Source organism: Gluconobacter cerevisiae (assembly GCF_015244675.1).
GTDB lineage: Bacteria > Pseudomonadota > Alphaproteobacteria > Acetobacterales > Acetobacteraceae > Gluconobacter > Gluconobacter cerevisiae.
In genome coordinates this window covers 536,831-552,213 of sequence record NZ_JABCQO010000001.1, presented here as the reverse complement: position 1 = coordinate 552,213, position 15,383 = coordinate 536,831, and the positions used below count along the sequence as shown (strand labels likewise).

The following is a 15,383-nucleotide window of genomic DNA, read 5'->3' as shown; positions in this document are numbered from 1 at the left end:
GTCCGGCGATCCGACCGGGTTCAGGCTTTGGTTTTGTTGCGGGACCCGGCGGGGCGGCCTCTGGGCTTCTTTTCGTGAGCCTTTTCCGCTGCTTTTTCTTTGGCGACTTTTGCTTTTTTCGCGGCTGTGCGTTCGGCTTTTGGCGGTGGCAGGCTGGCGGCGAGCATGGCTTGTGTGATTTTGGTGGCCGTGACTTTGCGCGGCTGTCTGGCGCCCGGTGCGTCCAGCAGCGGCGCGAGGAAGCGGCCGGTATGGCTGGCTTTGCACGCGGAGATGTTTTCCGGTGTTCCAGCTGCGACGACCTGACCGCCGCCGTCACCGCCCTCGGGGCCAATATCGATCAGCCAGTCGGCTGTTTTGATAACTTCGAGATTGTGCTCGATCACCAGCACCGTGTTGCCCTGATCGACGAGGGTGTGCAGCACTTCGAGCAGCTTGCGGACGTCTTCGGTATGCAGGCCCGTCGTGGGCTCATCAAGGATATAGACTGTGCGGCCAGTGGCGCGTTTGGCCAGTTCCTTTGACAGCTTGACGCGCTGGGCCTCACCGCCCGAGAGCGTTGTGGCCTGCTGGCCGAGGGCGACATAGCCCAGCCCGACCTGTTGCAGGATGGCGAGACGGTCGCGGATTTTCGGGGCAGCCTGAAAGAATGGCAGGGCCTCGTCCACGGTCATGGACAGGACGTCCGCAATGGATTTGCCGCGGAACTTCACTTCCAGCGTTTCGCGGTTGTAGCGTGCGCCTTTGCAGGTGTCGCAGGTCACGTACACGTCCGGTAGGAAGTGCATTTCGATCTTGAGAACACCGTCGCCCTGACAGGCTTCGCAGCGGCCGCCCTTCACGTTGAAGGAGAAGCGGCCCGGCTTGTAGCCGCGTGCCTTGGACTCGGGCAGTTCGGCGAACCAGTCTCGGATTGGCGCGAACAGGTCCGTATAGGTTGCGGGGTTGGAGCGTGGGGTGCGGCCGATCGGGGACTGGTCGATCTCGATGATCTTGTCGAGATTGTCCACGCCTTCCAGACGGTCATAGGGCAGCGGCGTCTGGCTCGATTTCATGAGCTGGCGGGACAGCGCCTTATAGAGCGTATCGATGACGAGCGTGGATTTGCCGCCACCCGAAACGCCCGTGACGGCGATGAAGGTCCCGAGCGGGAAATCGACCGTCAGATCCTTGAGGTTGTTGCCGCGTGCGCCGTGCAGGGTGAGCATGCCGCTGGGCTTGCGGCGTTCGGTCGGGACGGGAATGACCTTGCGGCCTGACAGATAGGCGCCGGTGATGCTGTTGGGGTTCTTGGCGACTTCTGCCGGGGTGCCGACGGCGATGACCTGTCCGCCTAGTTTGCCCGCGCCCGGTCCCATGTCGATCAGGTAATCGGCGGCGCGGATGGCGTCCTCATCATGTTCGACGACGATGACGGTGTTGCCGAGGCGCTTGAGGCGTTCGAGCGTGCCGAGCAGGCGTTCATTGTCGCGCTGGTGCAGGCCGATGGAGGGTTCGTCCAGCACATACAACACACCGGTCAGGCCCGAACCGATCTGCGATGCCAGACGGATGCGCTGGCTCTCGCCGCCCGACAGGGTTGCGGAACCGCGCGAGAGGGTGAGGTAGTCCAGCCCCACATCGTCGAGGAAGTGTAGGCGGTCCGTGATTTCGCGCAGGATGCGGCGGGCGATTTCGGCGCGCTGGGGCGTCAGTGTCGCTTCCACGCCGGAGAACCAGTCGAGCGCCTTGCGGATCGGCATGTCCGAGGCTTCGGCGATGTTGAGGTCTTTGACCTTCACGCACAGCGCCTCGGGTTTGAGGCGTGCGCCGTGGCAGGCATGGCAGGGTTTTTCAGACTGATAGCGCGACAGTTCTTCACGCACCCACATGCTGTCGGTTTGCGCCATGCGGCGGCGCAGGTTCTTCAGCACGCCCTCGAACGGTTTGGTGACGATGTGGACCTTCCCACCATCGGTATAGGGAATGTCGATCGGCTCTTTCGAGCCGTTGATGATGAGGTCTTGCGTGGCGGGCTGGAGGTCGGACCAGGGCGTGTGCATGTCATCGCCGCAATGGCGGGCGAGAGCGGCAAGCGTCTGGTCATACCAGTCCGTGCTGGCGCCCTTCCACGGGGCGATGGCGCCCTCGGCCAGCGTCAGGCTATCATCCGGGACAATCAGGTTTTCGTCGAAATGGGTTTCGGTGCCGATGCCGTCACAGACCGGGCAGGCGCCCATCGGGGCGTTGAAGGAGAACAGGCGCGGCTCGATTTCCTCGATCGTGAAGCCGGAGACGGGGCAGGCGAAGCGCGACGAGAAAACGACATGCGCCGGAGATTCCTTTTCTCCCGCGCGTTTGACTTCCTCGGCGTAGGCCAGACCGTCCGAGAGTTCGAGGGCGGTCTCGAAACTGTCGGCGAGGCGGGATTCGAGGCCTTCCTTGACCACGATCCGGTCTACGACGACTTCGACGTTATGGCGCGTCTTGCGGTTCAGTTCGGGGGCTTCAGCGATTTCGTAAAGTTCACCGTCGATCTTCACGCGGGTGAAGCCCTTGCGCGTCAGTTCGGCGAGTTCGCGTTTGCAGTCACCCTTACGGTCCCGCACGACGGGGGCGAGCAGCATCAGGCGCATGCCATCGGGCATGGCCATGATTCGGTCCACCATCTGGCTGACGGTCTGGGCTTCGATGGGAAGGCCAGTCGCTGGAGAGTAGGGGATGCCCACGCGCGCCCAGAGCAGGCGCATGTAGTCGTGGATTTCCGTGATCGTACCCACGGTTGAACGCGGGTTCTTGGACGTAGTTTTCTGCTCGATCGAGATGGCCGGGGAGAGGCCCTCGATGGAGTCCACGTCCGGCTTGCCCATCAGCTCGAGAAACTGGCGGGCATAGGCGGAAAGGCTTTCCACATAGCGCCGTTGCCCCTCGGCATAGATCGTGTCGAAAGCCAGCGAGGATTTTCCGGAGCCTGAGAGGCCCGTGATGATCGTCAGGGAATCCCGCGGGATCGTAGCGTCAATGTTTTTGAGGTTATGGGCGCGGGCCCCACGGACGCGGATCGAATGATTGTCTGGAAAGCTCACGGAGACCCCGGAATGTGGAGAAAAGGCGATTGTGAAAGCGGAACGCTCTTGAAGGGCGCTGGATCAATTATAGATGGGCGTTTAGGATAGGATGAAAAGAACAATTCGAGAAAATTGGTTGGGACGGGAATGGCAGGCAGCGTCAATAAGGTGATTCTGGTCGGAAATCTGGGGAAAGACCCGGAAGTTCGCAACACGCAGTCGGGCGGCAAAATCGTCAACCTGACCGTTGCGACGTCCGACACCTGGAACGACAAGCAGTCGGGTGAGCGCAAAGAGCGCACTGAGTGGCATCGCGTGGTGATCTTCAACGAGCGGACGGCTGATGTCGCCGAGCGTTATCTGCGCAAGGGCCGCAAGGTCTATATCGAAGGTGAACTCCGCACCCGGAAGTGGACCGACCAGTCCGGGCAGGAAAAATACACGACTGAAGTTGTGATCGACCGGTTCCGTGGGGATCTGGTGCTGATCGACAGCAATCGCAGCGGTGGCGGCGATGATGGTGGCTTTGACAACGGCGGCGGCTATGGCGGTGGCAATAGCGGCGGCTTTGGTGGTGGTAGCCGTGGTGGCTCCGCTGGCGGTTCGGGCGGTGGCTTTGGTGGTTCCCGTGGGAATTCCGGCGGAGCTTCTGGCGGCGGTCGTTCAGGTGGCAGCAATGGCGGCTGGGATGCCCCGCCGGACAACGATCTGGATGATGAAATTCCGTTCTGAGTTCAGGGTCGCATACGGCTCTTGAATGTTGAAAACCCCGGAGGCTCAGGCCTCCGGGGTTTTTTGTGACTGTGGTGTAGACCAAAAAAAAACCTCACCCTCGAAAGGGTGAGGTTTTTTCGTTTCAGACTGACTGGCTTCAGGCGGTCAGGGCTGCGTTTTCTTCTGACGTCACCAGATAGGGGCCAGCGGCCAGGATCTGGATGGCGAGCATGCCAAGGCTGTTCGGCTGACGAACCGTCAGCGGCAGCATGGCGTTGCCGTTCGTCCAGCGGACTGGGGTGTTTTCTTGAACATCCCAGCCGTTCAGGTCTGCGTCCGTCAGGTGCTGATCGATGCGGATCGTGTTGCCCGAGTCGAACAGTGTGACTTCACCCACCAGAACACCGAGCTGACGACGGTCGTCCACGAACGGTCCGACCGTTTCGCTCGGGCTGGAGGTACGGGACACGATGCGAACGCCTGTCACGTCGGACGGGATCATGAACATCGCGCGGCCATTGGCGGTGCGGACCTGATGGATGGTCTGGCCCGTGCTGGCGACGAGGTACAGGTTGGCGTCTTCGGTCAGAGCCGGAGCGGCAACCGTGTTCTCGAGGCCTGCTGCGATGGCGCGGGCTTCGATTTCGCGGAAGATCGGCTCGACCACGTCCCGGCTGACGGACAGCGGGGCTGCTGCGTCGTCATTCCAGTTGCGCTCGCGGCCACCCAGCGAAACAACGCTGCCATCCTGACGGAAGGACTGGCGGTTGCCGGTGTCGAGGTAGCTTTCCGTCAGCATGCCGTCTGCCATGATGACCGAGTGTTCGGCCGTTTCTACATGGAAGTAGTCATAGACGGCGATGGAGCGGTCATAGACCACCGAACGACCATTCACGAGCATACGGGCCGGGATGAAACCGCCATTGATGAACAGGCAGTGTTCCGGAGTGACCAGCATGTCCTTGTAAGGCACGCCTTCGGCGAGTGCGCCCTGCATGATGCGGACCGGATAACCGGCTTCCGCGTCGGCCAGACCGGCCTTGGCGATCATGTGGGAGCGGCCAGCCCAGGTGACTTTGCGCTCAACGGTTTCGCCGTTCACGAAGGCCAGAACCGTGTTGCCGAGGCGCAGGGTCTCGACGGCCACATCGCCTTCCGGCGTGCGGATCATGCTGCCAGCGAGGAAGCAGGGCGCATTGCCGTTGTCTTCGACGATCCAGCCATTGCTGCCGTCCTGAACGATGGACGCATTGGCGGCGGGGACGAAGCCGCTTGCCGTGTGAATGTTGCCGAAGGTGATCAGGCGGCCGTCAGCCAGTGTGACCTGAAGCGTGTAGGAACCATCTGTATTCGGCGTGTAGGTGGCAGCCGTCGGGGCGGAAGACACACCGGAGATGCCGAAATGTGTGTTGGAGGACACACCGTTGATCACGACGCCCTGAGCATTCGATGAATCGTTATGCAGGAAGCCGTTGGCTTCAACGTACACCGTGTTGACCGTGTTCGGATCAACATTGATGGTGTTGATGGACTCGCTCGGATACAGGAACAGGCCGCTGTTCTGCGAAAGATTGACGATGCCGCCATTGACCCAAAGCGCGTTGGTGGCAGAGCCCAGCGTGGCGTTGATCAGATTGATCGTGCCGCCATTATTGACGCTGTTTGTATCGAACACGACGTTGTTGTCGTTGTTCATGATCGTGATGGTGCCGTCGTCACGGTTCATCGCGATGCCGCCGAGTTCGACCTTGGACGGCGTGTTGATCAGGATCGTGCCGCTGTTCTCGAAACCAGCCGTCGTGAAGACGTAGCCGTTATAGGTGCTGCCACCCTGCGCAGTAATTTCCAGCGTGCTGTTCTGCCAGACGCTGAGGCTGCGGATCTGGTTGTAGGACGGCGCGTTGGCGACGACGACGCTCGGCGTGGTGTTGCCGTAATAGCCGACATTGACGTCAGCATTCTGTTCGCTCTGCGGAACGGCATTGCCGCTGAAGGAGCTGCCGGAAGTGTCAGCGACGTTGCCGCGACCGTCATACAGCGTCCAGTTCTTCGGATCGTACCAGTCCCCACCCGTGGCAGAACCGGTCCAGCGCCATGTGTTGTCGTGCGTATGGTATCCGATGGCGTTGTTGCTGTACTGCGAGGGATCACCACCGGCCGCTGCTGCTGTCGCTGCCGTTGCGGCAAGCTGCTGATGCAGGTCGCTGGTGACATAAGAAGCCGGGGCTGTCGTCGTGCCGGCGTCCTCGATGAGCCAACCCTTCGAGCCGTCCTGTACGATCGTGGCCTGTGCAGCAGGCGTGTAGCCGTTTGCGACGTGAACCGTAGGATAGGTGATGGCGTGGCCGTTATCGAGAGTGATCGTCAGCGTGTAGGAGCCGTCGGTGTTGGCTTCATACGTGGCCGAGATCGGCTTGGAGGAGCCGCTCAGGATGCCGAAATGGGTGTTCTCGGAGACACCATTGATGACGGTGTTCTGGACGGAGCCGCTGCTGTTGGAGAAGCGGTCGTTGACATACAGCGTGTTGACGGTTGCCGGGTCGACGTTGATCGTGGAGCCTTCGCCATACAGGTTCGCAATGAGCGTGCTGTTCTGCTGAAGATTGATCGTGCCGCCGGAAACGCTGATGGGCGTTGCAAGAGTGCCGAGGCTTGAATTGACGAGGTTGAGCGTGCCGTTGTTCAGCTGCCCGTCGTCAAACGCCACATTTCCGTTGTTGTTCAGGATCGTCAGGGTGCCATTGCCCGACGTCACGCCGCCGAGTTCGACCTTGGACGGGGTGTCGATGATGATGGTGCCGTTGTTCTGAAGACCGGCCGTTGCGAAAACGTTACCGTTTCCACCCTGTGCGGTGATTTTCAGGGTGCTGTTCTGCCAGACGCTGAGGCTGCGGATCTGATTGTAGAGAACGGCATTGGAGACGACGACGTTCGGTGTCGGGTTTCCGTAAAATCCGACGTTGACGTCAGCATTCTGCTCGCTCTGGGGAATGGGAGTTCCGCTGAAAGCGTCGGAAGATGTATCAACCGTACGGCCGGCATCGGTCAGAACCCAGTTGCTGGGATCGGTCCAGTCGCCGCCTGTTGTCGGGCCTGCCCAGCGCCATGAGTAGTCGTGCTCATGATAGCTGGTTTCTGTGGTGTTGTAATTGGTGTTGTCACTGCCGGCGGGCGTGGTGTCGTCGGTGGTTGTATCGGCCATGAGGAGATCTTTCCGAAAAAGTTCCGGCACGGACTCGCCGGAGTGTGTTTGGGAATTGCTAACGTGTTCAATTAGTACCCGCAAGTTAATAAGATGTTAACGCTCGTCTGTATTTTGGAGAACTTCGTTAATCTTTCGTTTGTCGACTTCACTTGTCGAACTCTTCTGGGCCGGGATTTCGACTAAGGGTGAATGTGCTTCACAGCACCGGGTGTGGCGTGATGACGACGCATGCGATATGCTGGAGAAACTGAATTCTAGTGTGGTGACCTGTCTTGACCGAGCTGACCGAGCCGACTGATCTGCCCTCTTCCGGCCGTCTTCCTGTGACGATCGAGGAGGAAATGCGCTCCTCCTATCTGGCTTATGCGATGTCCGTGATCGTATCGCGCGCTCTGCCGGATGTGCGGGACGGCCTGAAGCCGGTTCATCGCCGTATCCTCTATGCCATGCGTGAAAGTGGCTTTACGGCTGACAAGCCCTATCGCAAATCCGCACGTGCTGTCGGTGATGTGATGGGTAAATACCATCCGCATGGTGACAGCTCGATCTATGACGCCATGGTCCGGATGGCGCAGCACTGGTCGATGCGCGTCAAGCTGATCGATGGTCAGGGTAATTTCGGATCGGTCGATGGCGATAGCCCGGCTGCCATGCGTTATACCGAGGCGCGTCTGGCCAAGGCGTCGTCCTTCCTGCTGGACGATATTGACCGCGATACCGTTGATTTTCAGCCTAACTATGACGAGAGCGAGAACGAGCCGAAGGTTCTGCCTGCGGTTTTCCCGAATCTGCTCGTCAATGGTGCGGCCGGTATTGCCGTCGGTATGGCGACCAATATCCCGCCCCATAATCCGGGCGAAGTCATTGATGCTACGCTGGCGATGATTGCCAATCCGGCCATCGAACTTGATGAGCTGATGCAGATCATCCCGGGGCCGGATTTCCCGACGGGCAGCATCATCATGGGACGGAGCGGTATCCGTCGCGCCTATGAGACGGGTCGTGGGTCCATTCCGGTGCGGGCACGTGCCGAGATCGAGGAAATCCGCAAGGACCGTCAGGCCATCATCATCACCGAGATTCCGTATCAGGTGAACAAGGCCACGTTGCAGGAAAAGATCGCCGATCTGGTCCGGGCCAAGGAAATCGAAGGTATTTCCGACATCCGCGACGAGTCCGATCGCTCCGGGATGCGCGTTGTCATCGAGCTCAAGCGCGATGCGACACCGGATGTGGTGCTGAACCAGCTCTACCGCTTCACGCAGCTTCAGACCTCTTTCAGCGCCAACATGCTGGCGCTGGACGACGGCAAGCCGCGGACGATGGGACTCAAAGACATTCTGGAAGCCTTCCTGCGCTTCCGCGAAGAAGTCATTCTGCGCCGCGCCCGGTTCGATCTGAACAAGGCCCGTGATCGCGGGCATCTGCTGGTTGGTCTTGTTCTGGCTGTTGCCAATATCGATGAAGTCATCGCGCTGATCCGTGCGGCTCCCGATGCTGCCACGGCCCGTGAGTCGCTGATGGCGCGGGAATGGGACGCTTCGGAAGTCATTCCGCTGCTCGAACTGATCCATGATGAAGGCAATGTCATCATCGATGGCAAGGTCCGTCTGACGGAAGCGCAGGCGCGTGGCATTCTGGAGCTTCGCCTGCAACGCCTGACGGGTCTGGAGCGGGAAAAGATCCAGGGCGAACTGGGTGACGTTGCCGTCAAGATCGGCGAGCTGCTTCAGATCATCGAGAGCCGTCCGCGCCGGATGGAAGTCATGCGCGAGGAGCTTCTGGCGGCCCGTGCGGAAGTTGCAACACCGCGTGCGACGGAAATCTCCGATGCACTGGGTGACCAGACGGATGAAAGCCTGATCGAGCCGGGGCAGATGGTTGTGACTATCACGCGCGACGGTTTCATCAAGCGCACGCCGCTGGAGATTTTCCGATCACAGAACCGGGGTGGTCGCGGCCGCACGGCCTCGGGTCGCCGTGGCGATGACGTGATTATCCGTAGTTTCAACGCTCATACGCATCAGTGGGTGATGTTCTTCTCTTCGGGCGGCAAGGCCTACCGGATGAAGGTCTGGCACCTGCCGGAAGCCGCGCCGACCGCTAAGGGCCGTGCGCTGGTCAACCTGCTGCCGGAGTTGGGAACGGATTCCATCACGGCTGTTCTGCCCCTGCCGCAGGATGAGGAACTGTGGGACGACCTGCACCTCGCCTTCGCCACGGCCAGCGGCAATGTGCGTCGTAACCGTCTGAGCGATTTCCGCAATATCCGTGCGTCCGGCCTGATTGCCATGAAGCTGGATGAAGGGGATTCCCTCATCGGTGTGGCGACCTGCCGTGAGGGTCAGGACGTGTTCCTGGCCACGAAGAACGCGCGCTGCATCCGCTTCCAGATTACGGATGAGACGCTGCGCGTGTTCGCCGGTCGTGGCAGCACAGGCGTGCGCGGCATCCGTCTGGGCGACGGCGATGCAGTGATTTCGCTGTGTATCCTCAATCACGTCGACGCCAGTGTCGAGGAACGCGCAGCTTATCTGCGGATGGCCAATGCCAAGCGCCGTGCTGAAAATGCGGTTCTGGAAGATGGCGCCGAGGACGAGGCCGTCTCCGGTGATGAAGAAACTGTCGAAATCGTCGGTGATCTGACGCAGGAGCGCTTCGAGGAGCTGGAACAGCAGGAAGAAATTCTTCTGACCGTGACGGATGGTGGCTTTGGCCGCCGCTCCTCGGCTTATGATTACCGTGTGTCGGGCCGTGGCGGTCAGGGCATTACCAACATGACCTTCTCTGCGAACCGTCGCGGCAAGGAAGTGGTGGGCACGCTGCCGACGCTTGATGGTACGGATGTCATGTTGGTCACGGATACGGGGCGTCTGATCCGTCTGCCGGTCTCGCAGGTGCGCGTCATGGCGCGTCAGGCCAGTGGCGTGACACTGTTCCGCCTGAATGACAGCGAAACCGTCATCTGCGTCTTCCCGGTTCTGGAAGATGACACGGAAGAGGGCGATGCCGACGAGACTGTGGTCTCCGAAGCTCCTGCCGCTGGTGACGATGCTGCACCTGACGCCTGAGGCGCGGACGGATCCGCGTGTCGGGTTTTATCCCGGCACGTTCGATCCGGTTACGTTCGGGCATCTGGACATCATCCACAGGGCCTCCGCGCTGTTCGACCGGCTGCTGGTCGGGGTGGCGGTCAATGAAGGCAAGCAGCCGCTTCTGGATCTGGAGGCGCGGCTCTCGGCTCTGCGGCGTGAGGTGGACAAGCTGCCGCATGGGGAGCGGGTCGAGGTTGTTGGCTTCGATACGCTGCTTGTGGATGCTGTCCGTCAGGCGGGCGCAGGGACGGTTGTGCGTGGGCTGCGTTCTGGTGGGGACTTCGATTACGAGAGCCAGCTTTCGGGCGCGTTGCGTCGTCTGGCGCCCGAAATCGAGACGGTTTTCCTGCTCTCTTCAGAAGAGCATCGCAGTACGGCCAGCCGCATTGTGAAGGAAATCGCACGGCTGGGAGGGGATATTTCGCCCTTCGTCAGCGAAGATGTTGCACATATCGTCTTGTCGAAACTGGGCCGAGGGCCGACATAGGAACCTTCAACGATTTCTGGAAGGTTCCAAGATGTCCGATACTGCAGTGCCTGACGGCAACAAGCTGGTTTTCGAGCTCAAGACTGGCAAGGTGGTCATCGAGTTGCGCCCCGATCTGGCGCCTCTGGCTGCCGAGCGTCTCAAGCTGCTGGCCACCGAAGGCTTCTATAACGGCGTGGCGTTCCATCGCGTGATCGAAGGCTTCATGGCTCAGGGTGGCGATCCGACCGGAACCGGCACGAGCGGCAGCTCCTATCCGGACCTCAAGGCCGAGTTTACGAATGCCGCCAAGTTCGAGCGTGGCACGGTTGGTATGGCCCGTACGATGGCCCCGAACTCTGCCAACAGCCAGTTCTTCATCATGTTCGCAGCCAGCCCGCATCTGAACGGTCAGTACACGATCGTTGGTCAGGTTACGGAAGGCATGGAGTATGTGGACCAGCTCAAGCGTGGTTCCGGCGCAGGTGGCGTGGTCAAGGACCCTGACACCATCGTCAAGGCCTATGTTGAAGCCTGAATCCTGCGTAAAAGCGGATTTTGAAAAAGCCGGTGCAGTGATGCATCGGCTTTTTTTATTAGGGGTTTTGCGGGATGCGGCGCTCATGAGTGCATTCATAAATCGTGCTTATGAACAGATAGAAACATAAGATTTCACGGGTCTCTTTTCTGCTCGTATGGTCATCATGATCAGAAAAGGAAGAATAAAAATGATGATCAGGAAATCAGTGCTGGTATTGGATATGATGCTCTTATCCTGTGCTTTGGCGTTATCTGCCTGTTCAAGCGGTTTGGTTAATGGAGGGGATGCGCGCAGTCATTTTGCCAACACTGTTGCAATCACGACGCCAGATGCCACAAGTATTCCAGACCGTGCTATTTTCTAAAGAAAAAGGCGCCCTGTAACGGGGCGCCTTTCCTGTGGAACGATCTGAAAATGGATTTCAAAAGCTGGCGTTGATACGGCCGTAATAGTAGCCGCCGGTGATGGGAACCTGCAGAGAGAACTGATCGTAGATCTGGGCGCCGCGGGAACTGTTGATGGGTTGTACGCGGCGGGGGCGGACGTTGAAGATGTTGTTCGCACCAATCGCGAGATGCCAGTGGCTGTTGAAGCGGTACCCGACTTCGAGATCTGTCAGCCAGCGTGGCGTGTTTTTGAACTGCGCAAAACAGCTGTTGGAATAAGCCAGTTTGCCGCCGCTCGGGCAGCCGAGCGTTTTGTCTGTCCAGTCATAATAGGTCAGCATGGACGTGGTCTCGCCGTAGCGGGTCTGCCGGACGTTGAAGTCCCATTTCCCGACTGTATAGAACGCGTTCAGGATGATCTTGCTGCGCGGATAGGCGGTTGTGATGTAGCCGATGTTTTGTGCGTTCAGCAGTGCATTGCCGTTGGTATCTGTTGCGTTGTGGTGCAGACGCGTCCGGTTCAGGTCCAGTGCCATGCTGAGGTTCAGGTTGCCGGCATTGTGGAAGCGGAACGTGTAGTCCGCCTTGATGTCGAGGCCCTGCGTGCGAGTGCTGGCACCATTGGTCATGTAGTAGGCTGAGACGTTGTCGAGCGTGATGCTGTTCAGGGGTAGGGAGTATCCCATGGCTTCGATGGCATCGACGGCTGGCTGACCGTTGACGGTACCACCGCCCACGATGCGGTCACGCAGATTGATCTGATAGACGTCCGTTTCGACATGGAAGTTCTTGACGGGCTCCAGGACAATGCCGCCACTGGCGCTGACGGAGCGTTCCGGCTTCAGGGCGCTGGCGCCGAGAATACGGGCAGCTGTTGAGTTGACGGGCAGCAGGCCGGAGGCGCCGGTCGGGTCCACGTTCATGGCGCTATAGTGCTGTTCGGCCAGTGTGGGTGCGCGGAAGCCGGTGCTGATCGTGCCACGGATCGCGATGCGTTTGCTCACGTCATAGCGGGTCGAGACCTTGCCGTTTTCCGTGTTGCCGACATCCGTGTAGTGCTCGAAGCGGCCCGCGAAATCGAGATCCCAATGCGGGAGCGGGTGGAAGTCGCCATCGACATAGGCAGCCCAGATATCACGGCTCCAGTTGCCGGCGCTGTTGGGACCAAGACCGGCATATCCCTGTGTGCCGCCCAGTTCATAGGACGGTGGGGTGCCAGCCTTGATTTCATAGGTTTCGAGACGGTGTTCGCCACCGAAAGCCAGCGTCATGGGCACGACGTTGGCAATATTGAAGTGGCGGCGGAAGTCCAGATTATTGGTCCACTGTGCCATGCGATAGGTTTCGGCGCGGGTCGTATTGGGAGACCAGCCGCAGCCATCGGTGGAATAATAAGCCGAACCCGGAACCGTGGAGCATGTGCTGGCGAGCATACCGGTATTGACGGTGTTCTTGTTGCCGATTTTGTTCCCGTCAGCGCCGTATGTGGTACTCAGATCCCAGTCGAAGCCCAGAAAATTATCGCCCTTGAGACCCAGGGTGGCTGCATAGTCGTTCTCTTCCGATGTTTCGAGCGGGGAGAAGCCAGCCGGATACATGGTGGGCGCGATGACGGGCGTGCGGTAGTTTTCATACGCCTCGCCATGACGATGCATATAGGTGATCAGGCCGTAGAAATTGACGCCTTCGGTAATGGTCTTGCCGAAGTCGATAGCGAGGCTTTCGCGGGTTTCCTCCGGCGTGCTCATGATCTTGTTGGAATTGGTCGGTACGTTCATCGCGTTCGGAACGATACCGTTATAGTATCCCGTCGTTGTGGCGTTGGTGGGCCAGCTTCCGATCAGACGATGATCATGTGCGCCGACGACCATGTGATCCGAGTGATAAACCTCGCCGCTGAGATGCAGATAGCCGTCGCTGCCCCATTTCACGCCACCATCGGCGCCGACCTTATACTGCCAGCCGTCGCCGTTATAGGCGTTTGCGCCGGTCTGCACGGAGGTCTGCATGCCGTGGGCCTGCTTTTTGGTGATGATGTTCACCACACCGGCAATCGCATCCGAGCCGTACATCGCAGCCGCGCCGTCTTCGAGCACTTCGATATGGTCAATGGCGTTTGCGGGGATTGTGTTCAGGTCGGCGCCCGTGGAGCCGAACTGCGGGCCTGCATCGGCGGTGATGTTCGCCGTGTTGTGGCGGCGCTTGCCGTCCACCAGAACCAGCACTTCATTCGGGCCGAGGCCGCGCATCTGGATGGAGGACGTCAGGGCTGCGGAATCTGCGCCCATTGCCACCACGTTGATGGAAGCATAGGTCCGGGTCAGGGCGTCCGAGAGGTTGAGCATACCGGAGCGTCGGAGCGTCCCAGCAGAGACCACGGTGACGGGAGACGTGCTTTCGCGGGCCTTGCGGTTTGTCGCGTGGGTGCCGGTGGTGACGTTGATCGTTTCAGCTTCCCCGGCGAAGTTGACGTCGGTCTTTTTCTTGCGTGGTGCGGCAGTCGCAGTCTTCGCGACTGGAGTATTGGTGGGATGTGCAGTTGCGTGCGTGCTGCTGCCGGTCCGGGTGCTGTGGTGACGGACAGGATGAGTAGTCGTCGCAGCGAAAGCGGACAGACACGGCATGACAGAAAAGGCTGTTGTCACGAGCAGGGAGATGCGGTGCCGGGATTTCATTATTACTCTTTTTACCTCCATAAGACACCGCCCTTGGGTTCAGAGGGGGGTTCGGAAGAGTAACGATAAAAACTCGTTACGATAAAGTAGCAAAAATAATTTCAACGACAGATTTTCCTCATGTTGCAATAAGGCAACAAAAAAATTATGTGGTCATTTTTTGGAAAATTAAATTCCGTCCGAGATTGGTTCAGCGAAAGATATTTTTTCCGCGCTATTTTCTGCTCAAAAAAGCAAACGGTAGTTTTTTTATGTTACTTAATCGTATCGTATTGAGTTGTGCAGAATTTGAACGCTTCTGTTCTGGGATAGCTGTGTCGGCTGTTGAGATCAGTCGTCCAGACGCACCGTTCGGTTGCGCTTGATGCCTGCCCGGTGGGATTTCCCGTCCAGACGCCGTTGTTTGGCGGCTTTTCCAGGGCGTGTGGCGACGCGGAACGCTGGGCGATGAGCCGCTTTCCGGATCAGTTCTGCCAGCCGCTCGATTGCGTCTTCTCGGTTGCGTTGCTGTGTCCGGAAGCGACGGGCGGTGATGATGATTTCACCGTTCTGTGTGGCCCGGCTGCCCGCCAGTTCGATCAGGCGGGTTCTGATGCGGTCTGGCAGGGCGGGAGAACGCGCGGCGTCGAAGCGGAGCTGCGCGGCCGTCGCCACCTTGTTGACGTTCTGACCACCGGGGCCTGACGCCAGAATGTAGGTCACTTTCAGTTCGTCGTCTTCGAGTGTGAGGCCGGGAAGAATCTGGATGGGCATCTGTTTCTTCCTTTGGGGGCTGAGAGACGAAGCGTGTGGCGCCCATAGCCGCTTTTGCGAGGGGAGACCATGTCTGGAGAAGCATCTGACCTGTTTTTCGCGGTTGTGAGGTTGACGCCCTTATGGGTTGTGGGGTAGCCAGCGTGCGGATGAACCGGTAGCTCAGTTGGTAGAGCATTCGACTTTTAATCGAATGGTCCTGGGTTCGAGTCCCAGCCGGTTCACCATTTTTCCTGAGAAGAGCAGATGTCCCTACGTCCGACCGCGATCCGCTGGTGGTCTGTCGGGATTTTGCGGCCTATGATGTCGCAACAGGCTGATACGCAAGGAAAATGCTGATGATGCGAGTTCGGATTGGGATAGCGCTTGGACTTCTGGCGGCGCTGGCGGCGTGTGGGCCGGATTATGGCGGGCAGGGGTCTCGGCAGTTTCGTGGTGACAGTTATGGCAATGTCGGCGCGGGCCGCAGCAGCTATGGCTATCAGGGCGGCCCGACCTGAG

General features: G+C 59.3%; 10 protein-coding genes and 1 tRNA gene. 7 read left to right on the top strand and 4 right to left on the bottom strand.

The window, feature by feature from the left end; genetic code table 11:
* Nucleotides 1-20 precede the first annotated feature (20 nt).
* Nucleotides 21-3,065: an excinuclease ABC subunit UvrA gene (gene uvrA, locus HKD21_RS02510; RefSeq protein ID WP_194253993.1), complete on the bottom strand. Its 3,045-nt coding sequence runs from the start codon at nt 3,063-3,065 to the stop codon at nt 21-23.
* A gap of 129 nt (nt 3,066-3,194) precedes the next feature.
* Here uvrA and ssb point away from each other — a divergent pair, with 129 nt between their 5' ends.
* A complete protein-coding gene (gene ssb / locus HKD21_RS02505; protein ID WP_194253992.1) occupies nt 3,195-3,779 on the top strand; it encodes a single-stranded DNA-binding protein in 585 nt (194 codons plus the stop codon).
* 139 nt (nt 3,780-3,918) lie between these two features.
* Here ssb and HKD21_RS02500 read toward each other — a convergent pair whose 3' ends face one another.
* Nucleotides 3,919-6,963, bottom strand: a complete 3,045-nt coding sequence (locus HKD21_RS02500) for a Hint domain-containing protein (RefSeq protein WP_228120742.1) — start codon at nt 6,961-6,963, stop codon at nt 3,919-3,921.
* Nucleotides 6,964-7,247: 284 nt separating this feature from the next.
* Here HKD21_RS02500 and gyrA point away from each other — a divergent pair, with 284 nt between their 5' ends.
* The 4 genes from gyrA to HKD21_RS02480 all read left to right on the top strand — a co-directional run bounded on the left by gyrA (nt 7,248) and on the right by HKD21_RS02480 (nt 11,432).
* A complete protein-coding gene (gyrA, locus tag HKD21_RS02495) occupies nt 7,248-10,037 on the top strand; it encodes a DNA gyrase subunit A (protein WP_407646516.1) in 2,790 nt (929 codons plus the stop codon).
* Nucleotides 10,018-10,548 carry a pantetheine-phosphate adenylyltransferase gene (gene coaD, locus HKD21_RS02490; protein WP_194254107.1) on the top strand — a complete coding sequence of 177 codons (531 nt, stop codon included), beginning with the start codon at nt 10,018-10,020 and terminating at the stop codon, nt 10,546-10,548. Before gyrA ends, coaD begins: the two co-directional genes overlap by 20 nt.
* A gap of 31 nt (nt 10,549-10,579) precedes the next feature.
* Nucleotides 10,580-11,065: a peptidylprolyl isomerase gene (locus tag HKD21_RS02485; protein ID WP_194253990.1), complete on the top strand. Its 486-nt coding sequence runs from the start codon at nt 10,580-10,582 to the stop codon at nt 11,063-11,065.
* Between the two features lie 190 nt (nt 11,066-11,255).
* Nucleotides 11,256-11,432, top strand: a complete 177-nt coding sequence (locus HKD21_RS02480) for a hypothetical protein (RefSeq protein ID WP_194253989.1) — start codon at nt 11,256-11,258, stop codon at nt 11,430-11,432.
* Between the two features lie 57 nt (nt 11,433-11,489).
* On the opposite strand, the gene HKD21_RS02475 is transcribed toward HKD21_RS02480, so the two are convergent.
* Nucleotides 11,490-14,129: a TonB-dependent receptor plug domain-containing protein gene (locus HKD21_RS02475; RefSeq protein WP_194253988.1), complete on the bottom strand. Its 2,640-nt coding sequence runs from the start codon at nt 14,127-14,129 to the stop codon at nt 11,490-11,492.
* Between the two features lie 330 nt (nt 14,130-14,459).
* Nucleotides 14,460-14,882, bottom strand: a complete 423-nt coding sequence (arfB, locus tag HKD21_RS02470) for an alternative ribosome rescue aminoacyl-tRNA hydrolase ArfB (RefSeq protein ID WP_194253987.1) — start codon at nt 14,880-14,882, stop codon at nt 14,460-14,462.
* 151 nt (nt 14,883-15,033) lie between these two features.
* Here arfB and HKD21_RS02465 point away from each other — a divergent pair.
* A tRNA-Lys gene (locus HKD21_RS02465) sits at nt 15,034-15,109 on the top strand.
* Nucleotides 15,110-15,220: 111 nt separating this feature from the next.
* The gene (locus HKD21_RS02460) at nt 15,221-15,382 is read left to right on the top strand and encodes a hypothetical protein (protein ID WP_194254111.1); all 162 of its coding nucleotides are present in this window, start codon (nt 15,221-15,223) and stop codon (nt 15,380-15,382) included.
* The last annotated feature ends 1 nt before the right edge of the window (nt 15,383 follow it).